The organism is Streptomyces sp. NPDC041068 (genome assembly GCF_040647455.1).
Taxonomy (GTDB): Bacteria; Actinomycetota; Actinomycetes; order Streptomycetales; family Streptomycetaceae; genus Streptomyces.
The window spans coordinates 217073-243374 of record NZ_JBEZCG010000005.1; the positions used below are offsets into that span (position 1 = coordinate 217073).

The window sequence follows — 26302 nt, forward strand, 5'->3', positions numbered from 1 at the left end:
AATCCGTACGAAGGGAAATACACGGTGAGCATCGACCCGTCCTCGATTCCGAATTTCGGGGGCCAGCCCGAACCGCAGCAGGGCGCAGGACCGGCGGGCCCCGTCGTCCCCGACCAGGACCTGGTCAAGCAGCTTCTGGACCAGATGGAGCTCAAGCACGTCGTCGACGACGAGGGGGACCTCGCGGCGCCGTGGGAGGAGTTCCGTACGTACTTCATGTTCCGCGGTGAAGGAGACCAGCAGGTCTTCTCCGTGCGGACCTTCTACGACCGGCCGCACGAGATCGAGCAGAAGCAGCAGCTCCTGGAGTCGATCGACGACTGGAACCGCCGCACGCTGTGGCCGAAGGTCTACAGCCACACGCACGACGACGGCACGGTCCGCCTCATCGGCGAGGCCCAGATGCTGATCGGCACCGGCGTCTCGCTGGAGCACTTCGTGTCGTCGACGGTCAGCTGGGTGCGCGCCGCGATCGAGTTCGACCGCTGGCTCGTCGAGCAGCTCGGCCTCGAGGCCGAGGTCGACTCCGCGGAGGGCGACGAGAAGCCCGGCGACGACGAGGCCTGAGCCTCCGTCCCGCACAGGGGCATACGCCCTACAAGGGCATGTGGGCGATCGTGAGCAGATACGTCCCATACGTGAGCGAGAGCCCGGCCAGGGCGCCCACCACCAGGTAGGCGCTCCTCGGCCGGGCTCTCGTCATGGCCAGGGCCAGCGGGATGAGCAGCGGGAACGCGGGCAGCAGGAAGCGCGGCTTGGACTCGAAGAAGCCGGAGCCGCCGACCGTGATGAGCATGAGTACGCCGGTGTAGACGAGCACGGGAAACGGCGCGGCCCGGTCCGCCACGAGCAGGGCGAACAGGAGCAGGGCTGCCGCGACGATGACGAGGGTCATCGCGAAGACCAGCTTGTCCCCGTCGCGCAGCAGGTGCTTGACGAAGGCGAGCGAGCCCGCGCCGAAGTCGAAGCGGGACCCCCAGCCGCGCTGCACCGCGAAGTAGCCGTGCAGCGGATCGCCCTTGCGGATGCCGACATAGAGGACGAACGCCGCCCAGCCGAGCGGGGCGAGCGCCGCGCCCGCACAGATTTTCCACAGGCTGTGGGGAACTCGTCGCTCTGGTCCCCGGCTTCTCAGGCGTACGGAGATCTCGTACGCCGCGGCCGCGCAGACCGCCGCGGCCACCGCGAACCCGTTGGGCCGCGCGAGCCCCGCGAGGGCGGCCAGCGCGCCGGCCCACAGCCAGCGCCCGTCGAGCACCGTGTACAGCGACCAGGCGGCGAGCGCGGTGAGCACCGGCTCGGTGTAGGCGAGGGACAGCACCACGGAGTGCGGCATCAGTGCCCAGAGCAGCACGAGGAGCGTGGCGACGCGGCGCCCGTGGAGGCGCTCGCCGATGGCGTAGATCCCCCAGGCGGCGGCCCCGGCCGCGAGCCAGGACAGCAGGAGCCCCGCCGCGCCGTAGCCGACGGGCAGGACGGTGGCGACGGCGCGCACCAGGCCCGGGTAGAGCGGGAAGAAGGCGAGGTCGCTCTGGACCACGCCGGGTTCGAAGTAGAGGGTGCGTCCGTAGCCGTGCGCGGCGATCCCCGTGTACCAGCGGGAGTCCCAGGACATGCCGAGCAGCCGGAAGGTGTCCTGGTGGGTGAGGTGCGCGACGAGGGTGACGCACACCATGCCGGTGAGACGGGCGGCGGCGAAGAGGCCGAGGGCGACGGCGGGGCCGGTCGTGAGGGCGCCGTGCAGGCGGCTCGCACGGCGCAGGACGAGGGTGCTGGACTGGCTCACACCCGAACCCTGCTGGCCGCCCGCCGCGCCCGCGACCGGAGGGGGCCGAGCGGGGTAAACCCGTCAGCCCGTCAGCTACTTCGGCCCGCCGGCGACTTCAGCCGCGTCACGGCCTCTTCCAGGACGGCCGTCCGCTTGCAGAAGGCGAACCGTACGAAGGGGGCGCCCGCGTCGCGGTGGTCGTAGAAGACCGCGTTCGGGATGGCGACCACACCGGCCCGCTCCGGCAGCGAGCGGCAGAAGGCGAAGCCGTCGGACTCGCCGAGGGGGGTGATGTCGGTGGTGATGAAGTACGTGCCCGCCGGTCGGTAGACGTCGAAGCCCGCCGCGGTCAGCCCCTCGCTCAGCAGATCCCGCTTGGCCAGCATGTCCGCGCGGAAGTCGGCGAAGTAGGAGTCCGGCAGGGCCAGCGCCTCCGCGACCGCGTACTGGAACGGGCCCGAGGAGACGTACGTGAGGAACTGCTTCGCCGACCGGACCGCCGTGACCAGCTCCGGCGTGGCCGTCACCCAGCCGACCTTCCAGCCCGTGAACGAGAACGTCTTGCCCGCGGAGCCGATGGTGACCGTGCGCTCACGCATGCCGGGCAGGGAGGCGAGCGGGATGTGCTCGGCGTCGTCGAAGACGAGGTGTTCGTAGACCTCGTCGGTGACGACGAGCAGGTCGCGCTCGACCGCCAGCTTCGCGATCTCGGTGAGCTCGGCGCGGGTGAGGACCGTGCCGGTCGGGTTGTGCGGGGTGTTCAGCAGGATCAGCCGGGTGCGGTCGGTGACCGCGTCGCGCAGCTCGTCCAGATCGAGGACGAAGCGTCCTTCGCGCGGGCGCAGGGTGACCGGGACGCGTGCGCCCCCGGCCAGCGCGATCGAAGCCGCGTACGAGTCGTAATAGGGCTCCAGTGCGATGACCTCGTCGCCCGGCTCTACCAGGGCGAGCAGGGACGCGGCGATCGCCTCGGTCGCGCCCGCCGTCACGAGGACCTCGCGGTCGGGGTCGTACGAGAGGGAGTAGCGCGCCAGTTGGTGCGCGGCGATCGCCGTGCGCAGCTCCGGGATGCCGGGGCCCGGCGGGTACTGGTTGCCGCGGCCGTCGCGCAGCGCGCGCACCGCGGCCTCGCGCACGGACTCGGGGCCGTCCGTGTCGGGGAAACCCTGACCCAGGTTGATCGCGCCCGTTTTCACCGCGAGTGCGGACATCTCGGCGAAAATGGTCGTACCGAACTCGGCGAGGCGGCGGTTGAGCAGCGGGCGTCCGCTCCCGGAGGTGGAGGTCATGGCCGTCATCCTGCGCCGAACCTCTGGACTTCCTCAACTCTGCTTTGCGTCGGCTTGCGCACGGGCATCCCCCTGTCACGCAAGAAGCGAGGCCCACGGGGGGACCCGCTTCGGGGGAACGGAAGGAGCGTGATGGTCATGACCGTGGCCTTCATCTTCGTCGCCTTGTTCGTGTTCGCCCTGGTCGCGGCGATCGCGTTCGGGGGAAGCGGCCGCCGCAACCGGAAGCGCTCGCGGTGGAGCTCCAGCACCGCGTCCGGTACGGCGGGCGGCAGTTGGTGGGCCGGCGCCTACGACAGCGGCTCCGGGCACCACCACGGCGGCGGAGGGCACTCCTGCGGTGGCGGGTCCTCCTGCGGAGGCGGGTCGTCCTCCTGCGGGGGCGGTGGGTCCTCGTGCGGTGGCGGGGGCGGATGCGGCGGAGGCAGCTGACACGGGGCAGCTGGTCCACCGATCCCATTGGAGCGCTCGGCGGGGAACAAATCCCGCCGGGCGCTTTGACGTTGTGCGAGGTAGTGCGGCAGGGGTGTGCTCCGGCGCCGTCCCGTGGAAGCCGGACTGAACAGTTGAACTGTGCAGCCCTCGGGGGGATGGAAACCCTACGAAGTTGGGTAAAAACGCTGTGGCAGTGTCGCCGACCATGATTCCCTCTTAAACGTCAGCACCGCCCTCGGACGCACGGCACAGGTTTCACGGACCGAAGTCTGGATACTCGTCATGTGACGTTCTCGTGGGCACGAGCCGGCATTCCGACCTCCCGGTGCCCTGAATCCGGGTGCGCCGGCCCCACCTCCATTGCGTGTTAGCGGAGCCGACCCATGCTCACGACCCTGAAGACTGTCTATACCGACACGCGCGCCGCGGATCTCGCCTGGGCCCTGGGGCGCGAGCCGCTGCCCGCGCTCGCCACCCTCGAAGTGGAGCTGGCCGACGCGAAGATGCAGCTGAGACTGCTCGGGGCCTCGCACCAGGTGCTCCTGGAGGAGGAGCAGGGCGGTTGTTCCGAGACCGTGGCCTGCATCCCCGGCAGCAGCACGCCCCTTCCGCTCGGCGTCTCCAAGCGCGTGGGCGACTGGGAGTACGAATTCGCCGCGCGCGTCGAGACCCTGTCGCACGGTCAGTTCGCGGGCCGCGCACAGGAGTTGCTCGCCCTGGTCGCCGAGCACCCGCACGGCCTGGCCGGAGTGTTCCCCGGCAGCCCGCACGCCTTCACCGCGATGCTCGCGCAGCGCCACGAGGGTTCGCTCATGTGGCGTACGTGGCACGCGTATCCGCAGGACGGGCAACTGGTGGCGACACGGACGAGGGTGGGCGTGCGGATGCCGCTGCCCGCGGCGCTGTGACGGCCGCGGGGCGGCTGCGCCGCGGCGGAAGCCCCGGGCGCAGACCCGGAAGACCTGGGGCGCAAACCTAGTTGCACCCATGTGGGGGACCCGGTGTGAGGGTGTGGTGACGTAGCGTTCACGGCGTGATCGAGTCGTCGGTGCGGTTGCCGGTCTCGCCCGGGGCAGGACGGTTCTTCGTTCTCGTGGGCGTGTTCGTCTGCGCTGCCTGCGGGCTCGTCTACGAACTCGAACTCGTCGCCCTCGCCGCGTACTTGATCGGGGACTCCGTCACCCAGGCCTCCGTCGTGCTCTCCGTGATGGTCTTCGCCATGGGCATCGGCTCGCTGCTCGCCAAGCGGCTGCGGTGCCGCGCGTCGGCCTGGTTCGGCCTCGTCGAGGCGGCGCTCGCGCTCGTCGGCGGGTGCAGCGCCATGGCGTTGTACGCGGCGTTCGCGTGGACCGGCGACAAGGGCGAGGTGTGGGCGAGCGGATCGCGCTATCTGCTGGTCGCCTTCTCCCTCGCCATCGGCATCCTCATCGGCGCCGAGGTGCCGCTCCTGATGGTGCTCATCCAGCGCATCCGGCGCCAGGACGCGGGCGGTGCCGTCGCCGACCTCTTCGCCGCGGACTACGTGGGCGCGCTGGTCGGCGGCCTCGCCTTCCCCTTCCTGCTGCTTCCGCTGTTCGGACAGCTGACGGGCGCCCTGTTCACCGGCGCGGTCAACGCGCTCGCGGGTGGCGCCCTCGTCTTCGGCCTGTTCCGAAGAGACCTGAGCGTGCGCGGCCGCTGGGTGCTCCTCACCGCGAACGTCGTCGTGCTCTCGCTGCTCGCCACGGCGGCCGTCCTCGTCGACGACTTCGAGCGGGCCGCGCGCCGCGCGGTGTACGGCGGGGACGTACGGGTCGCCGTCCGGACCGACGTGCAGGAGGTCGTCCTCACCGGCGGGAAGCGGCGCTCCCTGCACCTCTTCCTCGACGGCCGCCTGCGCATCAGCGGACGCGACGAACAGCGCTACCACCAAGGCCTTGTGACCCCCGCGATGCGCGGGCCACGTGCGCGCGTGCTGGTCCTCGGCGGCGGCGACGGGCTCGCCGCGCGCGAGGTCCTGCGCCACCGCGGGGTGCGCCGCGTCGACATCGTCGAGCTGGACGCGGGCGTCGTCGAGCTCGCCCGGCACGACCCGGCCCTGAGCGAGCTCAACGGCCATGTGTACCGCGACCCCCGGGTGCGCGTGGTGCACGCCGACGCGTTCCGCTGGCTGCGCTCCACGCGTACGGAGTACGACGTGGTGATCTCCGATCTGCCGGACCCCGGCATCACGGCCAGCACGAAGCTGTACTCCCTGGAGTTCTACGGCCTCGTCACCCGCGTCCTCGCCGACAGCGGCCGCTTCTCCGTGCACGCCGGGCCGATGTCGTCCAGGGCACACGTCTTCTGGACGGTGGAGGCGACGCTGCGCGCGGCGGGCCTGCGGACCGTTCCCTACCGCGTGGACGGCCGGCAGTCCGGGTTCGCCGCGGGGCCCGACCGCACCGCCGAGGGCGGCAAGGCCTCGCGCGACTGGGGCTTCGTGCTCGCCTCGCGGACGCGGCCCGTCCTGGTGCGCGCCGCCGGGTCCGAGGTGGTGCGCGCCGGGGCACGGGCCGCCGAGCTGACCCGCCTCCCGGGGCTCTCGCCGTCGACACTCGTGCATCCGCGTTACGCGAACTGACGTACACGGTCTGGCGAACCGACGTACACAGTGACGAGTGCGTGGGTAGGCTCGGCTGCCATGGAGCATGAGGTGTTCGTTCCGGTCTCCGCAGAGCGGCTCCGGCAGGTCCTGGCAGACCCCGAGAGGGTCGCCGGGGCGGTACCCGGGCTTCAGCGCGACGCGGAGGAGACGGCGGGGCCGCTCTCCGGCCGCCTGCGGGTGCGGGTCGGGGGGCACACCATCACGTACCGCGGCTCGGCCCGGACCGAGGAGCGCCCCGACGGGACGTACGCCGTCGAGGGCGAGGGCACCGAGGCGCGCGGCTCCGGCTCCGTGAAGCTCTCGCTGACCGTGCGGCTCGTGCCGGCCGTCGCGGGGACGACCCTCGTCTTCGCAGGGAGCGCCACCGCCGAGGGGCGGGTCACGGAAAGTTCTCCACAGGCTGTGGAATCCGCTGTGCGAAGGCTCGTCGAACGGTTCGCGGAGGGCCTCGGCGCCGCCGCGCCGCCCGACACCGCGCCCGAGGAGCCCGAGGCCGCGGCGATCCCGACGGTCACCGTCTTCGAGACGGAGGTCCCGCCGCCGTCCCTCGACCCGCTCAGCGACGACCTCGACGACCTCGACGACCTCGACGGAGCGGCCGACGAGGACGACGTGGACGACGCGGACGACGACGTGATGGACGACGCGGACGACCTCGACGTGCCGCCCGCCGAGGCCGCGCACGCCCGCCGCACCATGATCGGCCGCAGCGCCGAGGAGGTCGACCACGCCCCGCCCCGCGGCCGGTACGCCCCCGCGCCCGCCCCCGAGACGCTCTCCACCAGCGCCACGCTCCGCTGGGCCGCGCCCGCCGCCGCCCTCGCGCTCGCCTCGGCCATCGTCGTCGGCAGGGCCCTGCGCCGCCGCCGCTGACGGCCCACGCCGTAGGGTCGCCCCGTGAGTACCGAAGACGTGATCCTGACCGCGGGCGACGCGGAAGCGACCGTGCAGCCGGGCAACGGCTGCCGCATCGGAAGTCTGCGCATCGGCGGCGTCGAGCTGCTCCGGCAGGGGCAGAAGTACGGCTGCTTCCCGATGGTGCCCTGGTGCGGCCGCATCAAGGAGGGGCAGTTCCGCGACGGCGCGACCGTCCACCGGATGCCGCTGAACTCCCCGCCGCACGCCATCCACGGCTTCGCCCGCGACGCCGAATGGCGCACGGCGCGCACCTCCAGGACCGAGGCCGTGTTCACGTACGACCTGACCGACCCCTGGCCCTACCCGGGGCGCGTCACACAGATCGTGGAGCTCACCGAGGAGTCGCTGACGCTGCGCCTCGGCATCGAGACGCACGGCGGCTCCTTCCCCGCGCAGGCCGGCTGGCACCCGTGGTTCAACCGCGTCCTCGACGGCGGTGAACCCGTCCGGGTCGACTTCGCCCCCGCCTGGCAGGAGGAGCGCGGCGACGACCACCTCCCCACCGGCCGCCGCGTCGACGTGAAGCCCGGCCCCTGGGACGACTGCTTCGGCATGCCGGACGGCGTCGACGTGACGCTGACCTGGCCCGAGCGCCTCGAAGTGAACGTCAAGAGCCGCGAGCAGTGGGTCGTCGTCTACGACGAGCAGGAGGCCGCGGTCTGCGTCGAACCGCAGACCGGACCGCCCGACGGGCTCAACACCGACCCGCGCCTGGTCACCCCCATCGAGCCCCTGGAGACGGCGACGACCTGGACCTGGCGGCGGCTCTGAGCGGGGCGGGCGAGGGCCCCGTGCGGCGGCTTTAAGCTCTTAGGCATGACTGACGTACGCGGCGAGCTGCTGCAGCAGATCAAGGACAAGGCCGTCGTGCACGGCAAGGTGACGCTCTCCTCCGGCCTGGAGGCCGACTACTACATCGACCTCCGCCGGATCACCCTCGACGGCGAGGCCGCCCCGCTGGTCGGCCAGGTCCTGCTCGACCTGACCAAGGACCTCGACTTCGACGCCGTGGGCGGTCTGACCATGGGCGCCGACCCCGTCGCGGGCGCGATGCTGCACGCCTCCGCCGCGCGCGGCAAGCGCCTCGACGCCTTCGTCGTCCGCAAGGCCGCCAAGGCGCACGGCATGCAGCGCCGCGTCGAGGGCCCGGACATCAAGGGCCGCCGCGTCCTGGTCGTCGAGGACACCTCCACCACCGGCGGCTCGCCGCTGACCGCCGTCGAGGCCGTCCGCGAGGCGGGCGCCGAGGTCGTCGCCGTCGCCACGATCGTGGACCGTGCGACCGGCGCGGGCGAGAAGATCACCGAGGGCGCGGGCGTGCCGTACCTCTTCGCGTACTCCAAGGACGACCTCGGGCTCGCCGACTGAGGCCTCAGGTCCTCTGAGGACCTGAGTTCCTGAGGACCTGAGGACCTGAGCTCCTGAGGGCCCGGTCCTCAGAGGACCTGAGCTCCTGAGCTCCTGAGGGCCCGGTCCTCAGAGGACCTGAGCTCCTGAGGACCCGGTCCTCTGAGGACCTAGGTCCCCGCAGATCCGGCCGCACTCCGGCTGGAGCTGTCCGGCAAGTCTGGAAAGATGGGGGCGACGATGACGTCGCCCCCATAGGTCAGGGCCCAGCACACACCCGCACATCACAAGGAGCGGACACATGCCCATCGCAACCCCCGAGGTCTACGCCGAGATGCTCGACCGGGCGAAGGCAGGCAAGTTCGCCTACCCGGCGATCAACGTCACCTCCTCGCAGACCCTGCACGCCGCCCTGCGCGGCTTCGCTGAGGCCGAGAGCGACGGCATCATCCAGATCTCCACCGGTGGCGCGGAGTTCCTGGGCGGCCAGCACAACAAGGACATGGTGACCGGCGCCGTCGCCCTCGCCGAGTTCGCGCACATCGTCGCCGCGAAGTACGACATCACGGTCGCGCTGCACACGGACCACTGCCCCAAGGACAAGCTCGACGGCTACGTCCGCCCGCTGCTCGACGTCTCCGCCGAGCGCGTCAAGGCCGGTCGGAACCCGCTGTTCCAGTCCCACATGTGGGACGGCTCCGCCGAGACCCTCGCGGACAACCTGGCCATCGGCCAGGAGCTCCTGGAGAAGGCCCGCGCCGCCAAGATCATCCTTGAGGTCGAGATCACCCCGACCGGCGGCGAGGAGGACGGCGTCAGCCACGAGATCAACGACGAGCTGTACACCACCGTCGACGACGCGCTGCGCACCGCCGAGGCCCTGGGCCTCGGCGAGAAGGGCCGCTACCTCCTGGCCGCGTCCTTCGGCAACGTCCACGGCGTCTACAAGCCGGGCAACGTCGTCCTGCGCCCCGAGCTCCTCAAGGACCTCCAGGAGGGTGTCGGCGCCAAGTACGGCAAGACGTCCCCCTTCGACTTCGTGTTCCACGGCGGCTCCGGCTCCACCGCCGAGGAGATCGCCACCGCGCTGGAGAACGGCGTCGTGAAGATGAACCTCGACACCGACACCCAGTACGCCTTCACGCGTCCGGTCGCCGACCACATGTTCAAGAACTACGACGGCGTCCTGAAGGTCGACGGCGAGGTCGGTTCGAAGAAGACGTACGACCCGCGCACCTGGGGCAAGCTGGCCGAGGCCGGCATGGCCGGGCGCGTCTCCGAGGCCTGCGCCGCGCTGCGCTCCACGGGCACGAAGCTGAAGTAACCGCCACGGTTCGCCGCCGCTCGGCGGCACGGCTCCCGTACGGGCCCGGCACCCCTTCCCTGGGTGCCGGGCCCGTACGCGTATGGAGCAGACTGGAACCCATGGCCATTCACAAGGATCTGCTCGGGGGACCGCCCCCGACCCACCTGCCCGACGACCCGGAGCCGCGCGAGCTGCTCGCGAACGGCACGGCTGCCGCCGATGTCGCCGCCAAGTACCCGACCTCCTCGCTAGCCTGGGCCCGCCTCGCCGACGAGGCGTACGAGGGCGGCCGCGTCGTCGAGTCGTACGCGTACGCCCGTACCGGCTACCACCGCGGCCTGGACGCCCTGCGCCGCAGCGGCTGGAAGGGCCACGGCCCGGTGCCGTGGGAGCACGAGCCCAACCGCGGCTTCCTGCGGGCGCTGCATGCGCTTGCGCGGGCGGCGCAGGCGATCGGCGAGCAGGAGGAGTACGAGCGCTGCGCGGGCTTCCTGCGGGACTCGTCGCAGACGGCGGCGGAGACGCTGGGCTGACGTTGCGCGGGGGCATCGGGGTGCTGTCACCCCGAGGCCCCCGCCACGGGGCTGCGCCCCGGACCCCCATCGCCCTTCGGGCTTGTCCTCAATCGCCGGACGGGCTTGAAATATCCACCCCGCAGGCCCGCGTCAGCTCAGCTCGCGCAGCAGCCCGGCGTGGTACGGCGCCGCCTCCGCGAGGCGGTCCGTCATCGCCTTGTTCGCCCACTCCGGGTCCGCGATCAGGGAACGGCCCACCGCGATCACGTCGAACTCGTCCCGCTCCATGCGGTCGAGGAGCAGGTCGATGCCCGTCGACACCGTCTCCTTGGCGAAGCCCTGCGGGCCCACGAACTCCTTGTCGAGGCCGACCGAGCCGACGGACAGCGTGGCCTTGCCGGTGAGCTTCTTGACCCAGCCCGCGAGGTTCAGGTCGTCGCCGTCGAACTCCGGCAGCCAGTAGCGCCGCGTGGACGCGTGGAAGGCGTCGACGCCCGCGGTCGCCAACGGCGCGAGCAGGGCGTCGAGTTCGGCGGGGGACTCGGCCAGCTTCGCGTCGAATGCGTTCGCCTTCCACTGCGAGAGGCGGAAGATCACGGGGAAGTCCGGCGAGACCGCCCCGCGCACCGCCTCGACGATCTCCCTGGCGAAGCGGGTGCGGGACGCGAGGTCGCCGCCGTAGCCGTCGGTGCGGCGGTTGGTGCGGCCCCAGAAGAACTGGTCGATCAAGTAGCCGTGCGCGCCGTGCAGTTCGACGCCGTCGAAGCCGATCCGCTCGGCGTCGGCCGCGGCGCGGGCGAAGGCCGCGATGACCTCGTCGACGTCGGCGGACGTGAGCGCGTGGCCCTTCGCCGAGCCGTCCAGGTCGAGGCCGGAGGGCCCTGCCGGGGGCGCGTCGGTGAAGGGGCCGTCGCCCTCGTTGCGGGTCGCGCCCACGTGCCACAGCTGCGGGACGATGCGGCCGCCCGCCGCGTGCACGGCCTCGGCGACCTTCTGCCAGCCCGCGAGCGCCGCGTCGCCGTGGAAGTGCGGGACGCGGTGGCTGCTGCCGGCCGACGCGTGGTCGACGTACGTGCCCTCGGTGACGACGAGGCCGACGCCGCCCGCGGCACGGCGTGCGTAGTACTCCGCGACGTCAGCGCCCGGCACGCCGTTCGGGGAGAACTCACGGGTCATGGGGGCCATGGCGATGCGGTTGCGCAGGGTGAGGCCGTTGATGTCGAAGGGGCGGCCGAGGATCCCCGCGGCTCGTGACGTCGTCGTTTCCGTGGCTTCCATGCGCTCTCCTGAGCTCTCGGTGCTTCTCGCGGGGGCATCCGGCGGTGCCTTCAGCGCGCACATCGCCGTGCATTGCCGTGCATCGCCGTGCATTGCCGTACGTTGCTGACAGCACTGTACGACTTTTGGTGATGTCGCTTAAAGGGCGGGTCCCGAGCGGGTACCTTGAACGGCATGAACTGGCCAGCGACCGAGCGCCACCGTCTGACCCCCGCGCCCGGCGGCCTCGCCCTCGTCCAGGACCTCCTGAACACCGCGCCCGCCGACCACTCCGCCTCCGCCGACCTGCCCGACCTGCTGGCCGACGGGGCGCTCGACCGTGCCCAGGAGTGGGCCGACGCGGCCGTGCGCGGCTGGGCGGGCGAGACGGGGCGCGGCGACGTACGCCTTGTCCTGACGGCGGATGACCTGCCCAAGCTGCGCTGCCTCCGTGACCAGCTGCGGCGGGCGCTCGCCGCGGACGACGGGGGTGGTGACGCGGTGCGTTTCACCTCGGCTCCCGTCGTGGTCTCGCTCGGCGGCGACGGCTGCCTGGCCGTGGAGCCGGAGGGCGCGGGCGCGCGCTGGCTGGCCTCCGCGGTCCTCGCCGAGGGCCTGCTCGCCCAGGCCTCCGGGGTCTGGCGCCGCTTGAAGATCTGCCGCAACGGCACCTGCGCCGTCGCCTTCTACGACCGCTCCCGCAACAACAGCGGCGTCTGGCACTCCGTGCGCGGCTGCGGGAACGCCGCCCACCTGCGCGCCTGCAGGGAGCGCCGCCGGGCCAAAGCCTGACAGCACTGTCCGGCTTTAGTCACTGTTCTGGGGCGGTCATGCCTTGCCGTTTCGGGCAAAGTTGCAGAAGATTCCGGTGGGGACCGGGGCCCCCGTGCCGGTACCGGTAGGGGCGGACCGCTACCCGGAGTACGTATCGAGGAGACAGCGATGTCCCCACAAGCGCATGAGGCGTCCACCGACGCGCGCGAGGTGTCCACCGAGTCGCAGCAGGCCGAGAGCCCCAACCTGGACTTCGCCGGCACCACCCCCTACGAGGACTACGTCCAGGCGGACGTCCTCACCCACCTCCAGCACCCCCGCTCGGACGACCCCGGCGAGATGGTCTTCCTGGTCACCACCCAGGTCATGGAGCTGTGGTTCACGGTGATCGTCCACGAGTGGGAGACCGCCGCGCACGCCCTGCGCCGTGACGACATCCCCGTGGCGGTGGCCGCGCTCAAGCGCAGCCTGCGCGAGCTGGAGGCCCTGAACGCCTCCTGGCGCCCGCTCGCCCAGCTCACGCCCGCCCAGTTCAACTCCTACCGGGGCGCGCTCGGCGAGGGCTCCGGCTTCCAGTCGGCGATGTACCGCCGCATGGAGTTCCTGCTCGGTGAGAAGTCCGCGTCCATGCTGGTCCCGCACCGCGGCGCCCCGCGCGTCCATGCGGAGCTGGAGAAGGCCCTGCAGGAGCCGAGCCTGTACGACGAGGTGCTGCGCCTCCTCGCCCGGCGCGGATACGCGGTCCCGGCCGCCGTCCTTGAGCGCGACCTCGCCAAGAAGTACGAGCCTTCGCCCGAGGTCGAGGCCGTCTGGACGGAGCTCTACTCCGGCGACGAGAGCAGCGAACTTGCCCGCCTCGGCGAGACGTTGACGGACGTCGGCGAGCTGGTCTGGCGCTGGCGCAACGACCACCTGGTCGCCACCCGGCGCGCCATGGGCTCCAAGACGGGCACGGGCGGCTCCGCCGGCGTGGCCTGGCTGGAGAAGCGCGCGACGAAGAACGTGTTCCCCGAGCTGTGGACTGCGAGGAGCCATGTCTGACGGACTGCGAGGAGCCGCGTCCGATCTGCGGGCCGAGGCCGATTCCCTGGACGCCAAGGACGAACTGGCCGCCAAGCGCAAGGAGTTCGCCCTCGACGACACCGTCTATCTGGACGGCAACTCCCTGGGCGCCCTGCCCGCGCACGTACCTGCGCGGCTCGCCGAGGTGATGACCCACGAGTGGGGCAAGCTCCGCATCCGCTCCTGGGACGAGAGCGGCTGGTGGACCGCGCCCGAGCGCATCGGCGACCGCATCGCCCCGCTGGTCGGCGCGGCCCCCGGGCAGATCGTGGTCGGCGACTCGACCAGCGTGAACGTCTTCAAGGCGCTGGTCGCTGCGGTACGGATGGCGCGCGGCGGGAACCCCGCGGACCCCGGACACTCGGACGAGGGGCGCGACGAGATCGTCGTTGACGCCACGACCTTCCCCACGGACGGGTACATCGCGCAGTCGGCGGCCCGCCTGACCGGCTGCCGTCTGATCCCGGTGGCCCCCGCCGACGTACCCGGTGTCGTCGGCGCGCGCACCGCCGCCGTGCTCCTCAACCACGCCGACTACCGCACCGGACGCCTGCACGACCTGCCGGGCCTGACGGCGACGATCAAGGCGGCGGGCGCCCTCGCCGTCTGGGACCTGTGCCACACGGCGGGCGCCCTGCCGGTCGGCCTGGACGCGCACGGCGTGGACCTCGCGGTGGGCTGCACCTACAAGTACCTCAACGGCGGCCCGGGTTCGCCCGCCTACATCTACGTACGCGAAGGACTGCAGGACCGCTTCGACTCCCCGCTGCCCGGCTGGAACTCGCACGCCGAACCCTTCGGCATGCGGCCGGAGTTCGAGGCGGCGGACGGCGCGCTGCGCGGTCGCGTCGGCACCCCGGACATCCTGTCGATGCTCGCCCTGGAAGCGGCGCTCGACGTCTGGGACGGCGTCCGTGTCGACACGGTGCGCGCCAAGTCCCTTGCCCTGACGGACTTCTTCCTGCGGTGCGTCGAGACGTACGTACCCGAGGGGCGGGTGGAGTCGCTGACCCCGGCCGCGCACGCCGAGCGCGGCAGCCAGGTCGCGCTGCGCTGCGACGGTGCGGGCGAGGTGATGAAGCGGCTCGTCGAGCAGGGCGTGGTCGGCGACTTCCGCGCGCCGGACGTGCTGCGCTTCGGATTCACACCGCTGTACGTTTCCTTCGCCGACGCCGAGCGTGCGGCCCGTGTCCTCGCACGCACGCTGGCCTGATACCGTCCGGCGGATCTTGCTCCCGCTTTTCCGCACCACGGAAGAGCGGGGGCATCCCCGCCTGACGTACTGCTGTTGAGAGGTTGCCGCATGCCGGACGACGCCGCCGTGGCCCGCGATGCCGCCGAGGCCGACGCCGCCTTCTCGCATCCCGCCGTGAAGCCGGACGCCACCGCCGCGTACGGCGAACACCCCGACCAGGTCGTCGACTTCTACGCCCCCAGGGGTGACGAGTTCTACGCCTCCCGGGGTGACGAGCCGGGACCCGCGCCCCTCGTCGTCGTGCTGCACGGCGGCGCCTGGCGCGCGCCGTACGACCGGCAGCACATCACACCGTTCGCGGACTTCCTCGCGCGCCGGGGCTTCGCGGTGGCCAACGTCGAGTACCGCAGGGGCAGTTCGATTCCCGCGCAGGGCGGCGCGGGGCCCGTGGCCGGGCGCTGGCCGGAGACCTTCGACGACGTGGCCGCCGCGTTCGACGCGCTGCCCGCGCTGGTACGGGAGGCGCTGCCGTCGGCCGACCCGCGCCGCACCGTCGTCACCGGGCACTCCGCGGGCGGCCATCTCGCGCTGTGGGCGGCCGCGCGGCACGTGCTGCCCGCCGACGCGCCCTGGCGCACCGACCGCCCGGCCCCGCTGCGCGGCGTGGTGGCGCTCGCGCCGATCGCGGACTTCCGTGTCGCCGAGGAGATGGAGGTCTGCGGCGGGGCGTCGGCGCAACTCCTGGGCGGCGCGGACCGGTTCGACGAGCGCCTGCCGTACGCCGATCCGGCCGCGCTGCTGCCGACGGGCATCGCCACGACCGTGGTGCAGGGCCGTACCGACATCGTCGTACCGCACGAGGTGGCCGAGGCGTACGCGGACGCCGCGGCGAAGGCGGGAGAAGTGGTCGGCCTCACGCTGCTCGAGGACGTGGGGCACTTCCCGCTGATCGACCCGGCGGCGGACGCGTGCGCGGTGGTCGCCGAGGAGATCGCGCAGCTGGCGTTCTGAGTACGGCCGTCGCGCAGCCGGAGTTCTGAGTACGACCGTGGGTGGTGATGAGCCCCTGGGGGAGGCACCCCAGGGCTACCCGTAATACCTGAGAGCTACCGGTCAGCTGTATACCCCAGTGTGATGTGAGCGACAGAGCCTGATCCATAACTTTCCTTCCGTGGACGCGAGTCGGAGCGCCGGCCCGCGAAGAGACGGAAGGGAAGGCCGCGATGAGGATCCGGGCCGGGCGGCTGCGCCGCACTCTGTTGGCGACGGGCGTCGCCGCCGCTGTGGTGCTGCCGCTGTCGGCCGCCGCGCGCCCCGAGATCCCGGCCCCCGCCCCCGCTTCCCTCGGCCATGTCACGGCATCGACCCTGACCGACGCCTACGCGGCGAACCGTGCGAACGCCCGCGAGGCGGCCACCATGGCCGAGCGGTACGGCGCGGGGGACCGCGCCGCCGCACTGCGCGCCATGGCCTCGCCCGACCGGCGGTTCCTCGCCTTCGACGGGCGGGGCGCGGGCCGCACCGCCGAGGTGTTCGGCGACCTGGCGGCCGCGGAGAGCGTCGCCGTCCTGGTGCCGGGTTCGGACACCTCCCTCGACTCGTACGGCAGACTCCGCTCGGGCGCCCTCGCGCTGCGGGACGAACTGGGCCCGCGCGCGGCCGTCGTGGCCTGGCTCGGCTATGAGACGCCGGGCACGGTCAGCCCCGCCGTGCTGACCACGGGCCGGGCGGACCAGGCGGCGCCCGCGCTGCGCTCCTTCGTGGCCGACCTGCGCGGCGTCAACGCCCACGCGCGCGTGTCCCTGCTCTGCCATTCGTACGGCTCGGTGGTGTGCGCCAGTGCCGCCTCGGGGCCGCGTGGCCTGGCCGTCGCCGACATCGCGTTCTACGGCAGCCCCGGAACGGGCGTCGACAAGGCCGCCGACCTGAACACCCCGGCCCGGATCTGGGCGGGCCGCGGCGCCGACGACTGGATCGCCGACGTGCCGCACACCAGCGCCGACCTCTTCGGCACGACCGTCGGCTTCGGCACCGACCCGGTCTCCCGCGGCTTCGGCGCCCGCCTCTTCGCGGCGGGCGAGGGCGGCCACAGCGACTACCTGAAGCCGGGTTCCGCATCGCTCGACAACCTCGCACGGATCGTGCGCGGCGACGAACCGGAGGTCACTCATGCGTGAGCGCCAGCGTCACCTGTCCGCGCTCGTCAGGCGCGTCGACGCCGCCACTCCGCCCGACAGGGACCGCGCCGTCGACGCCCTGCGGGCCTTCGCGATCCTCGGCGTGGTGGGCGGGCACTGGCTCGTCACCGCCCTGGTGTCGCAGGGCGGCGCGCTGCGCGGGGCGAGCCCGCTGCAGCACATGCCGTGGCTCGCGCCCATCTCCTGGGTCTTCCAGACGCTGGCCGTCTTCTTCCTGGTGGGCGGGCACGTGGCGGCGAAGAGCCACGCATCGGCGCGCGAGCGCGGCATCGGCTACGGCGCGTGGCTGGCGGCCAGGCTCGGCCGTCTCTTCCGGCCGGTCGCCGCCGTGCTCGGCCTGTGGGCCGCCGTCGCCGCGGGCCTGGTCGTCTCGGGCGCGGACCCGGCAACCGTCCACGCGCTGGTCAAACTGGCGCTGTCCCCGCTGTGGTTCCTGCTGGTCTTCGCCGCCCTCACCGCGGCCACCCCGCTGGTGCGGCGGCTCAACCCGCTGTGGCCGCTGGCGGTCGTTCTCCACGTGGACCTCATACGGTTCGGCTTCGGCGGCCCCGCCTGGCTCGGCTGGGTCAACCTCGCGGCGGGCTGGCTCGTGCCGTACACGCTGGGCGCTGCCTGGGCGCGGGGCGAGCTGACGCGGCGCTCCGGAGCGGTGCTGCTGGTCGGCGGTGCGGCGGCCACCGCCGGGCTGATCCTGTGGGCCGGCTATCCCGCCTCGATGGTCGGCGTCCCCGGCGAGGCGGTGTCGAACCTCAACCCGCCCACCCTGGCGGCCGTCGCGTTCGGCCTCGCCCAGTGCGGCCTGGCGCTGCTGCTGCGGGACCCCCTTTCCCGGTGGATGCGCAGGCCTGCGGCGTGGACGGCCGTCGCCCTCGCGAACCTCTCCGCGATGACGGTCTTCCTCTGGCACCAGACGGCACTGATGGCGGTCACCGCGCTCGGCCTGCTCGCCGGATCTCGGCTGCCCGGACTGCACACGGTGCCGGACGGCCTCGGCTGGGTGCTCGCCCGCATCGCCTGGCTGCCGGTGTTCGCGCTGGGGCTCGCGGTGTGCTGGGCGGCCTTTGGGACGTACGAGCAAGGGGGGCGGGGAAAGAGCCGGGGAGGGTCCCTGGTGGTGGGGGCGGCGGGGCGCGGGGGCGCGAAGGCGAAGGCGGTGCGGCGTGCCTAGGAATGATCTTGTGGACGGTGCGGGCCGCGGGCGTGGCGGTGGCGGGGGTTTCGGGTGTGGTGGCGGAAGGGGCTTCGGGCGCGGTGGTGAGAAGGGCTTGGGGCGTGGCGGTGACGAGGGTTCCGGGCGGGGTGGCGGCAAGGGCTTGGGGCGTGGCGGTGACGAGGGTTCCGGGCGGGGTGGCGGCAAGGGCTTCGGGCGCGGTGGCGGGAAGGGCTTCGGGCGCGTCGGTGAGAAGGGCTTCGGGCGCGTCGGTGAGAAGGGCTTCGGTTCCTTCGTGCTGTCCGGACTGAGGGCGGTCCGCGACGACCTGGTGACCTGGCGGGCCATGCCGCTGCCGCCGCTCGCGAAGCCGCGGCTGCTGCGCTGGCTGCCGCACCTCGTGGTCGTGCTGCTCGGCATCGCGACGTTCTTCGGCAACCTCGACCAGTTCCCGCAGCGCTACGGCCTCGGCTTCGGACTCGGCGTGCCGCTCGCCATCGGGCAGAGCGTGGCCTTGGTCCTCGCGCTGTGGCGGCCGGCCCCCGCCTGGTGGCTGTCCCTGGTGTCGACGGTCGTGGCGGCGCTCTGCTCGGCGGGGCGGATCATCGCGGAGGGTCCGCCCGAGGCCTGGCCCCAGGGCTCGCCCGAGTCCTGGCCCTGGGCCGGGCCAGGACTCGTCGCGCACGCCGTGATCACGCTGCTGCTCGCGCTGCGCCTGCCGGCCACGGGCGCGGTGGCCGCCTTCGTGCTCAGCGCCGGACTGCTCCCGCTGCTCCACGGCTGGCGCGCCCCGGACTCGTACGACAACACGATGCCCGTGGCGGTCTTCCTCTTCGGCACCCTCACCCTGATCGGCATCGCCCTGCGCGGGCGCCGCGAGGCCCGCACCCGGCTCGTCGAGCAGGAGACGCTGACCGCCGAGGAGCGGGCCCGTCGCACGCTGCTCGAAGAGCGCAGCCGCATCGCCCGCGAGCTGCACGACGTGGTCGCCCATCACATGTCCGTGATCTCCATCCAGGCGCAGGTCGCCCCGCACCTGGTGAAGGACCCGCCCGAGGAGCTCAAGGAGAATCTCGCGGGTATCCGGGAGAACGCCCTGGAGGCGCTCGCCGAACTGCGCCGCGTCCTCGGCGTCCTGCGCTCGGAGAATCCCGAGGACCCCGAGGCCGCGCCGCGCTCCCCGCTGCCCACCCTGGAGCGCCTCGGCGGCCTCGTCGACAACGCGCGCGCGGCCGGCCTGACCGTCCGCTGCGAGACGGCGGGGGAGGTGCGCCCGCTGCCGCCGGGCGTGGACCTGTCGGCGTACCGCATCGTGCAGGAGGCGCTCAGCAACGCCATCCGGCACGCGCCGGGCTCGACGGTGCGGATCGACCTCGCGCACACGCGCTCCGGGCTGCGCGTCCGCGTCACCAACACGGGCACACACATCAAGGCCCCGCCCTCACCGGGCGCGGGCCACGGCCTGCTCGGCATGCGCGAGCGCACAGCCATGCTCGGCGGCGACCTCGCCACCGGGCCCACACCGGACGGCGGCTATGAGGTGTCCGCCTTCCTGCCGACGAACCAGCCTCCGACGAACCAGCCACCGACGAACCAGCCTCCGACGAACCAGCCACCGACCAACGGGGAGAGCACGCCATGACGATCCGGGTTCTGATCGCCGACGACCAAGTCATGGTCCGCCAGGGCTTCTCGGTCCTGCTGAACGCGGAGCCTGACATCGAGGTCGTCGGCCAGGCGGTCGACGGCGAGGACGCGGTCGCCCAGGTCGCCGAGCTCACGCCCGACGTGGTCCTGATGGACATCCGCATGCCCGAGCTGAGCGGCATCGAGGCCACCCGTCGCGTCACCGCCGAGCGGCCCGAGGTGCGGGTCCTGGTCCTGACCACCTTCGACCTCGACGAGTACGTGTACGAGGCGCTGCGCGCGGGCGCCTCCGGGTTCCTCCTCAAGGACGCCTCGGCGGACCAGCTCGCCGAGGCGGTGCGGGTGGTGGCCGCGGGCGACGCGCTGCTCGCGCCCGGCATCACGCGTCGGCTCATCGCCGAGTTCGCGCGCATGGACGGCGGAGGCCCGCGCGGCCCGCTCAAGTCCCGGGTCGGCGAGCTCACCGAGCGCGAGACGGAGGTCCTCGCGCTGATCGCACAGGGCTTGTCGAACGCGGAGATAGCGGAGTGTCTCGTGGTCGCCGAGCAGACCGTGAAGACGCACGTGGGCCGCATCCTGGTGAAACTGGGCCTGCGCGACCGCACGCAGGCGGCGGTGTTCGCGTACGAGTCGGGGGTGGTGAGGCCTTCGGGGGCTTGAACCCCCGCACCCGAAGGGGCGCGGGGAACTGCGCGCCCAGCCGCACACGAGTAGTACCTGCGACGGACCCCCCAGAACCCCCCTCGCTACGGACGACCGCACCGCCGGCGCCCCCGTACCTTCGTAGACGTGACCGATACGACTGAGCAGCTCAACGCCCGGGGCCGCAAAAGCCCCGAGTACCACCTCGTGATGGATGTCTTCGGGGGCATGCGGCAGGCGCTTTTCCACGACGCCTTCGACTACCGCCCCCTGCCGCCCAGGGAGACGCTCGGCCCGCTGACCAGCCGTCTGCCCGAGCGGATACGCCACTACGCGGTCTGGAGCCGCCACGCCCTGGTGGTGTCCGCCGCCCTGCTCACCCTGCTCGTCGCCATGAGCGTGGGCGGCCTCGGCAACAACGTCATGTACGTCATGACCGGCTTCATCCCTGCGGTCGCCGTCCTGATGACGCTGGCCAGGCCGGTCGGCGCCTTCTGGATCTCGCTGCTCTCCACTCCGGTCACCGGCGTGCTCGGCACCATGTCGGACGGCTGGCCGTGGGCGCCCGCCGCCTTCTTCGCGCACATCGTGGTGATGGTCGTGGCGGCGGCCAGGACGGGACCGGGCACCGCTCTGTGGATGTGGGTCGGCACGGGGGCGTTCTCGGTGGCCGCACAGGTGCTCTTCAGCGGCCCGGGTACGAACGCCCCGCAGATGCTGTTCATCACCGCGCTTGCCCTCCTGGTCACCACCGTCGTGCACGTACGCCGCGAGGCGCAGCGCGAGGTCACCGTGCAGCGCACCGTCACCGCCATCGAGCGCGACAAGCGCACGCTCCTCGAGGAGCGCACGAACATCGCCCGCGAGCTGCACGACGTCGTCGCCCACCACATGTCGGTGGTCGCCATCCAGGCGGAGGCCGCGCCCTACCGCGTGGAGAACCCGCCGCCCGAGCTGGAGCAGGCGTTCGTGACGATCCGCGAGAACGCGGTGTCCGCGCTGACCGAGCTGCGCCGTGTCCTCGGCGTCGTGCGGGCAGAGGACTACGAGGCGCCCGACGCCCCGCAGCCCACCCTCGCCGACCTCGACCGGCTCCTGGACAACGTCCGCGAGGCGGGGCTGACCGTCGACAAGGTGGTCACCGGAGCGGTGCGGGAGCTGCCGCAGGGCGTGGAGCTCTCCGCGTACCGCATCGTGCAGGAAGCGCTCAGCAACAGCCTGCGGCACGCGCCCGGCGCCCCGGCCCGCGTCGAGGTCGGCTACGTACTCGGCGGCCTCGGCCTGCGCATCGTGAACGGCCCGGCGACCGGCCTGGTCAAGCCGCCCTCCCGTCACCCAACCACCACCCCTCAACGAGGGCTCCGCCCGCCCCTTTTGGAGGGGGCGGGCCACGGCATCACCGGCATGCGCGAGCGCGTCACGATGCTGGACGGCGAGATGACGGCGGAGGCCACGGCCGAGGGCGGCTACGAGGTCACGGTGTTCCTGCCGGTCCCGCACGCGGACCGCATCGACCCGGCGGGGGAGGACGGCGCATGACGATCCGCGTCCTGATCGCGGACGACCAGATGATGGTCCGCGAAGGGTTCTCCGTGCTGCTGGGCGCGATGCCCGACATCGAGGTCGTCGGAGAGGCCGTCAACGGCCGCGAGGCGGTCCAGCGGGTCCGCGAACTCGCCCCCGACGTGGTCCTGATGGACATCCGCATGCCCGAGCTGAACGGCATCGAGGCGACCCGCGAGATCGTGGCGTCCGACGGGGACTCGAAGGTGCTCGTCCTGACCACCTTCGACCTCGACGAGTACGTCTACCAGGCGCTGCGTGCGGGAGCCTCGGGCTTCCTCCTCAAGGACGCCTCCGCACGCCAACTGGCCGACGGAGTGAGGGTGGTGGCCTCCGGCGAGGCGCTGCTCGCGCCGACGGTGACGCGCCGCCTGATCACGGAGTTCTCCCGGCTCGCGGAGACGCCGCGGCTCTCGGCGGCCGTCCAGGCACAGCAGTACGGCGAGCTCACCGAGCGCGAGACGGAGGTGCTCGTGCTGATCGCGCAGGGCCTGTCGAACGCGGAGATCGCCTCCCGGCTCGTGGTCGCCGAGTCCACGATCAAGACGCACGTCAGCCGGGTCCTGGTGAAGCTGGGCCTGCGGGACCGCACGCAGGCGGCGGTCTTCGCGTACGAGGCGAGGCTTGTGACGCCGGGCTAGCGTCCCGAAGGGGAGCGGGGCTGCATCCGGTATGCGGCTCCGCCGCGTGGGCGCGACCAGCCACAACGAACCCGCAGCCGTATTCCGCAATCCCCGGCGAGCGCTTAGCGTCGCGCCATGGACGCAGCCTTCGAGGCCCCCGCGGCCTTCGCCCCCACCTCCCCGGAGTTCCTCGCAGACCCCTGCCCCGCGTACGCGCGGCTTCGCGCGGCGGGCCGTGCCCACTACTACCCGCCCAGCAACCAGTGGCTGATCCCCCACCACGCGGACGTCTCGGCCCTGCTGCGCGACCGCCGCCTCGGCCGCACCTATCTGCACCGCTTCACCCACGAGGAGTTCGGGCGGCAGGCCCCGCCGCCCGAGCACGAGCCGTTCCACGTCCTCAACGACAACGGCATGCTCGACCTGGAGCCGCCCACCCACCCCCGCATCCGCCGCCTGGTGTCGAAGGCGTTCACGCCGCGCACGGTCGAGCGACTGCGCCCGTACGTCGAGGAGTTGGCGGACGGCCTCGCGCGCGAGCTGGTGGCGGACGGCGGCGGCGACCTCGCCGCCCGCGTCGCCGAACCGCTGCCGGTGGCGGTGATCGCCGAGATGCTGGGCATCCCGGAGAGCGACCGGGGCCTGCTGCGCCCCTGGTCGGCGGCGATCTGCGGGATGTACGAGCTGAACCCGTCCGAGGAGACGGCCGCGGCCGCGGTCCGCGCCTCGCTCGCATTCTCCTCGTATCTCAGGGAGTTGATCGCGGCCCGCCGCGAGAAGCCCGCAGACGACCTGATCTCGGGACTGATCGCGGCGTACGAGGACGGCGAGTCGCTCAGCGAGCAGGAGATGATCTCGACCTGCGTCCTGCTCCTGAACGCGGGCCACGAGGCGACGGTGAACGCCACGGTCAACGGCTGGTACGCGCTGTTCCGCAACCCCGCCCAACTGGCGGCCCTGCGCGCCGATCCCGCGGGCCTGATCCCCACGGCCGTGGAGGAGCTGATGCGCTACGACACCCCGCTCCAGCTCTTCGAGCGCTGGGTCCTGGACGACATCGAGGTCGGCGGGACGACGATCCCGCGCGGCTCCGAGGTGGCGCTGCTCTTCGGCTCCGCCAACCACGACCCGGCGGTCTTCGCGCGCCCCGCCGAGCTGGACCTCGCCCGCCGCGACAACCCGCACATCTCCTTCAGCGCGGGCATCCACTACTGCATCGGCGCCCCGCTGGCCCGCATCGAACTCGCCGCTTCCCTGGGCGCGTTGCTGCGCAGGGCCCCGCGGCTGAGTCTCGCCGCGGAGCCCGAGCGCAGGCCCAACTTCGTCATCCGGGGCCTGAAGGAGCTGCTCGTCGAGGTGTGAGTGTGAGCGACCCTCAGCTGATCATGTCCCGGCGGCGCAGCCCCGCAAGGCCCGCGCCCACCAGGGCCGCGGCGATCAGCGTGAGCACGAGCAGCGGGGCCCAGGACATCTCGGCACCCGGCAGCTTCGGGAGGTGGCCGAAGGGAGAGAGGTCCATGACCGCCTGGGGCAGATCGAGCGCCGGGCCGATCCAGCCGATCGCCAGGCAGATCCCGACCACGGCCCAGGACGCCACGGCCCCCTTCGGGTACGCGCAGGCGAGCAGGACCGCGAGCCCGCCGAGCGCCCACACCGCCGGCAGCTGCGCGAGGCACGCGCCCACCACGGCGCCCGCGTCCTCGCCGTGCCCGACGGCCATGCCGACCCCCGCGACCGCGAGGAGCAGCACCGCACCGCCGAACGCGATGGCGAGGTGTCCGGCCGCCCAGCGCAGCCGCCCGACCGCGCCCGCGAGGACCGGCTCGGCGCGCTGCGAGGTCTCCTCGCCGTGCAGCCGTAGCACGGACGTCACGATGTAGAGCGCGGCCATCATGCCGAACAGGCCGGCGATCGTGGCGAGGAAGGCGTCGGTCAGGCCGGACTTGCCGCCCATCCGCTCGATGATGTCGCGGGTGTTCTGGTTGTCGCCGACGATGTCGGCCGCGCCGGACGCCATCCCGCCGAACACGATCCCGGCGAGCAGGAATCCGGCCGCCCAGCCGAGCACGCTGCCCCGCTGCAGCCGCCAGGCGAGGGCGCCCGCCGTGGCGAGCCCGCCGCGCGCGGGTCCGGGCCGGGTGGGCAGGAAGCTCATGCCGACGTCGCGCCGCCCCGCCAGTTCGTACGCGACGAAGCCCTGCGCCACGATCGCCGCGGCGAGCAGGAGCAGCACCCACCACCGCTCACCCGCGTAGGCCCGCAGATTCTCCTGCCAGCCGAGCGGCGAGATCCAGGTCAGCGCGGACGAACCCCCGGCCGTCCCCGCGTCCCCGGCGGCCCGCAGCACGAACGCCGCTCCGAGCACCCCGCCGGTGATCCCCTTGGCGAGCCGCGCGCTCTCGGTGAGCTGCGCGGCGATGGCGGCCATGGTGGCGAACAGCATGCCGACGCCCGCGACGCCGAGCCCCAGCGCGAGCGCACCGCCCGCGCCCTGCCCGGCCATGCCGAGGGCGATCAGCAGACCGGCCGCCGCGTTGGCGACGAACGCGGCGGACAGCGCGGCGGTGAGCGGCGCCCGCCGCCCCACCATGGAGGCGGAGAGCATCTCCTGGCGCCCGGTCTCCTCCTCCTCACGGGTGTGCCGTACGACGATGACGAGGCTCATGACGGCGGCGAGCACGCCCGCGTAGCAGCCGACGCGCCAGGCGGTCAGGCCGCCGATGGAGTCCCCGAAGACAGGCCCGTACATGGCGCGCATCGAGGAGTTGGAGTTCATCGACTCCATGGCGTCGGCGCGCTCGGCGGCCGTGCCGTAGATGCCTTCGAGGGAGCCGGGCATGGCGAGGACGATGCCGGAGACGATCAGGATCCAGACGGGCATCATGACCCGGTCGCGCCGCAGGGCGAGCCGCAACAGCTGTCCCGCACCGGCGAGTTGACGCGCGCCGCCCCCGCGCGAGGTGAAGGCGACGGCGGTCATCGGGCCATCGCCGCCTCACGCACGTCGTCCTGGTAGTGCCGCAGGAACAGCTCCTCCAGGGTGGGCGGGGTGCTGGTCAGTGACCGGACGCCGGACTCGGTCAGCGACTTGAGGACGGCGTCCAGCTTGTCGGTGTCGACCTGGAGCTTGACGCGGTGGCCTTGTACGTCGAGGTCGTGGACGCCCGGCAGGCCGGACAACCCGTTGGGCGCGCCCGCGAGTTCGGCGGTGACGCTGGTCCGCGTCAGATGGCGCAGGTCGGCCAGCGAGCCGCTCTCGACGGTCGCGCCCTTCCTGATGATGCTGACGCGGTCGCACAGCGTCTCGACCTCGCTGAGGATGTGGGAGGAGAGCAGCACGGTCCGGCCGCGGTCCCGCTCCTCCTCGACGCAGCTCTGGAAGACCTCCTCCATCAACGGGTCGAGCCCGGAGGTCGGTTCGTCGAGGATCAGCAGGTCGACGTCCGAGGCGAAGGCGGCGACGAGGGCGACCTTCTGCCGGTTGCCCTTGGAGTACGTACGCCCCTTCTTGGTGGGGTCGAGCTCGAACCGCTCGACGAGGTCGGCGCGGCGTGCCTTGTCGAGGCCTCCGCGCAACTTCCCGTAGAGGTCGATGACTTCGCCTCCGGAGAGGTTGCGCCACAGGGTGACGTCGCCCGGCACGTACGCGATGCGGCGGTGCAGCTCGACGGCGTCGTGCCACGGGTCCTTGCCGAGCAGCTGGGCCGCGCCGGCGTCGGCGCGGAGCAGGCCGAGGAGGACCCGGATGGTGGTGGACTTCCCGGCGCCGTTCGGGCCGAGGAAGCCGTGCACCTCACCGGTCTCGACGTCCAGGTCGAGGCCGTCCAGCGCGTGCGTCTTGCCGAACGACTTGTGCAGTCCGGAGACGGTGATTGCCTTCGTCATGTTTCAGAACGTACGCTTCTTTCACAAATTTGTGAAGTTAAGGAAGCGTATAAACTCGCGGGTACCGGGGTGAGCGGGGGAGAGGGCAGGGGAGATGATCGG

At 72.4% G+C, this 26302-nt stretch carries 25 protein-coding genes; 20 read left to right on the forward strand and 5 right to left on the reverse strand.

Translation table 11 applies throughout. The features are described 5' to 3' along the window. Positions 1–24 precede the first annotated feature (24 nt). Entirely contained in the window at positions 25–567 is a 543-nt protein-coding gene (locus AB0B50_RS13375; protein ID WP_362329679.1) for a YbjN domain-containing protein, read from the forward strand. Positions 568–595: 28 nt separating this feature from the next. Here the strand turns inward: AB0B50_RS13375 and AB0B50_RS13380 are convergent, their stop codons facing one another. Continuing rightward, on the reverse strand, positions 596–1675 hold the full coding sequence (locus AB0B50_RS13380) for a glycosyltransferase family 39 protein (protein WP_362330403.1): 1080 nt from the start codon (positions 1673–1675) through the stop codon (positions 596–598). A 182-nt stretch (positions 1676–1857) separates the two neighbouring features. After that, positions 1858–3066 carry a pyridoxal phosphate-dependent aminotransferase gene (locus AB0B50_RS13385; protein WP_362329682.1) on the reverse strand — a complete coding sequence of 403 codons (1209 nt, stop codon included), beginning with the start codon at positions 3064–3066 and terminating at the stop codon, positions 1858–1860. A 129-nt stretch (positions 3067–3195) separates the two neighbouring features. On the opposite strand from AB0B50_RS13385, the gene AB0B50_RS13390 reads away from it, so the two are divergent. The 8 genes from AB0B50_RS13390 to AB0B50_RS13425 all read left to right on the forward strand — a co-directional run bounded on the left by AB0B50_RS13390 (position 3196) and on the right by AB0B50_RS13425 (position 10222). Further along, positions 3196–3489 carry a hypothetical protein gene (locus AB0B50_RS13390; RefSeq protein WP_362329685.1) on the forward strand — a complete coding sequence of 98 codons (294 nt, stop codon included), beginning with the start codon at positions 3196–3198 and terminating at the stop codon, positions 3487–3489. 386 nt (positions 3490–3875) lie between these two features. Next, complete coding sequence (locus AB0B50_RS13395; protein ID WP_362329688.1) at positions 3876–4400, forward strand: DUF2617 family protein; 525 nt, start codon at positions 3876–3878, stop codon at positions 4398–4400. A gap of 125 nt (positions 4401–4525) precedes the next feature. After that, a complete protein-coding gene (locus AB0B50_RS13400; RefSeq protein WP_362329691.1) occupies positions 4526–6094 on the forward strand; it encodes a polyamine aminopropyltransferase in 1569 nt (522 codons plus the stop codon). A gap of 60 nt (positions 6095–6154) precedes the next feature. Then, entirely contained in the window at positions 6155–6991 is an 837-nt protein-coding gene (locus tag AB0B50_RS13405) for an SRPBCC domain-containing protein (protein WP_362329694.1), read from the forward strand. A gap of 24 nt (positions 6992–7015) precedes the next feature. Next, positions 7016–7807 carry an aldose 1-epimerase gene (locus AB0B50_RS13410; protein WP_362329697.1) on the forward strand — a complete coding sequence of 264 codons (792 nt, stop codon included), beginning with the start codon at positions 7016–7018 and terminating at the stop codon, positions 7805–7807. A 45-nt stretch (positions 7808–7852) separates the two neighbouring features. After that, positions 7853–8404 (forward strand): orotate phosphoribosyltransferase, encoded by a 552-nt coding sequence (gene pyrE, locus AB0B50_RS13415; RefSeq protein ID WP_362329699.1) that lies wholly within the window; start codon positions 7853–7855, stop codon positions 8402–8404. A gap of 280 nt (positions 8405–8684) precedes the next feature. Further along, on the forward strand, positions 8685–9707 hold the full coding sequence (gene fbaA, locus AB0B50_RS13420) for a class II fructose-bisphosphate aldolase (protein WP_362329702.1): 1023 nt from the start codon (positions 8685–8687) through the stop codon (positions 9705–9707). Between the two features lie 101 nt (positions 9708–9808). Beyond that, positions 9809–10222, forward strand: coding sequence for a DUF3151 domain-containing protein (locus AB0B50_RS13425; protein WP_362329705.1), 414 nt, complete (start codon positions 9809–9811; stop codon positions 10220–10222). Between the two features lie 132 nt (positions 10223–10354). Here the strand turns inward: AB0B50_RS13425 and AB0B50_RS13430 are convergent, their stop codons facing one another. Then, on the reverse strand, positions 10355–11482 hold the full coding sequence (locus tag AB0B50_RS13430) for an NADH:flavin oxidoreductase (protein WP_362329708.1): 1128 nt from the start codon (positions 11480–11482) through the stop codon (positions 10355–10357). A 174-nt stretch (positions 11483–11656) separates the two neighbouring features. Between AB0B50_RS13430 and AB0B50_RS13435 the strand changes: the two genes are divergently transcribed. The 11 genes from AB0B50_RS13435 (at position 11657) to AB0B50_RS13485 (ending at position 23677) form a co-directional block, all read left to right on the forward strand. Beyond that, positions 11657–12253, forward strand: a complete 597-nt coding sequence (locus AB0B50_RS13435; protein ID WP_362329711.1) for a CGNR zinc finger domain-containing protein — start codon at positions 11657–11659, stop codon at positions 12251–12253. 150 nt (positions 12254–12403) lie between these two features. Then, the gene (locus AB0B50_RS13440; RefSeq protein WP_362329714.1) at positions 12404–13276 is read left to right on the forward strand and encodes a tryptophan 2,3-dioxygenase family protein; all 873 of its coding nucleotides are present in this window, start codon (positions 12404–12406) and stop codon (positions 13274–13276) included. After that, complete coding sequence (gene kynU / locus AB0B50_RS13445) at positions 13269–14510, forward strand: kynureninase (protein WP_362329716.1); 1242 nt, start codon at positions 13269–13271, stop codon at positions 14508–14510. Before AB0B50_RS13440 ends, kynU begins: the two co-directional genes overlap by 8 nt. A gap of 90 nt (positions 14511–14600) precedes the next feature. Continuing rightward, on the forward strand, positions 14601–15503 hold the full coding sequence (locus AB0B50_RS13450; protein ID WP_362329719.1) for an alpha/beta hydrolase: 903 nt from the start codon (positions 14601–14603) through the stop codon (positions 15501–15503). Positions 15504–15715: 212 nt separating this feature from the next. Then, positions 15716–16669, forward strand: a complete 954-nt coding sequence (locus AB0B50_RS13455) for an alpha/beta hydrolase (protein ID WP_362329722.1) — start codon at positions 15716–15718, stop codon at positions 16667–16669. Next, positions 16662–17858, forward strand: coding sequence for an acyltransferase (locus tag AB0B50_RS13460; protein ID WP_362329725.1), 1197 nt, complete (start codon positions 16662–16664; stop codon positions 17856–17858). Before AB0B50_RS13455 ends, AB0B50_RS13460 begins: the two co-directional genes overlap by 8 nt. Positions 17859–17955: 97 nt before the next feature. Continuing rightward, a complete protein-coding gene (locus AB0B50_RS13465; protein WP_362329728.1) occupies positions 17956–19482 on the forward strand; it encodes a sensor histidine kinase in 1527 nt (508 codons plus the stop codon). Next, on the forward strand, positions 19479–20147 hold the full coding sequence (locus tag AB0B50_RS13470; RefSeq protein ID WP_362329730.1) for a response regulator transcription factor: 669 nt from the start codon (positions 19479–19481) through the stop codon (positions 20145–20147). The genes AB0B50_RS13465 and AB0B50_RS13470 overlap by 4 nt, the downstream gene beginning before the upstream one ends. A 192-nt stretch (positions 20148–20339) precedes the next feature. Beyond that, positions 20340–21668 carry a histidine kinase gene (locus tag AB0B50_RS13475; RefSeq protein ID WP_362330406.1) on the forward strand — a complete coding sequence of 443 codons (1329 nt, stop codon included), beginning with the start codon at positions 20340–20342 and terminating at the stop codon, positions 21666–21668. Then, the gene (locus AB0B50_RS13480) at positions 21665–22333 is read left to right on the forward strand and encodes a response regulator transcription factor (protein ID WP_362329733.1); all 669 of its coding nucleotides are present in this window, start codon (positions 21665–21667) and stop codon (positions 22331–22333) included. Before AB0B50_RS13475 ends, AB0B50_RS13480 begins: the two co-directional genes overlap by 4 nt. A 117-nt stretch (positions 22334–22450) precedes the next feature. Then, complete coding sequence (locus tag AB0B50_RS13485) at positions 22451–23677, forward strand: cytochrome P450 (protein ID WP_362329736.1); 1227 nt, start codon at positions 22451–22453, stop codon at positions 23675–23677. Positions 23678–23690: 13 nt separating this feature from the next. Here the strand turns inward: AB0B50_RS13485 and AB0B50_RS13490 are convergent, their stop codons facing one another. Further along, complete coding sequence (locus AB0B50_RS13490) at positions 23691–25295, reverse strand: ABC transporter permease (protein WP_362329739.1); 1605 nt, start codon at positions 25293–25295, stop codon at positions 23691–23693. After that, on the reverse strand, positions 25292–26200 hold the full coding sequence (locus tag AB0B50_RS13495; protein ID WP_362329742.1) for an ABC transporter ATP-binding protein: 909 nt from the start codon (positions 26198–26200) through the stop codon (positions 25292–25294). Before AB0B50_RS13495 ends, AB0B50_RS13490 begins: the two co-directional genes overlap by 4 nt. Positions 26201–26302: the final 102 nt, after the last annotated feature.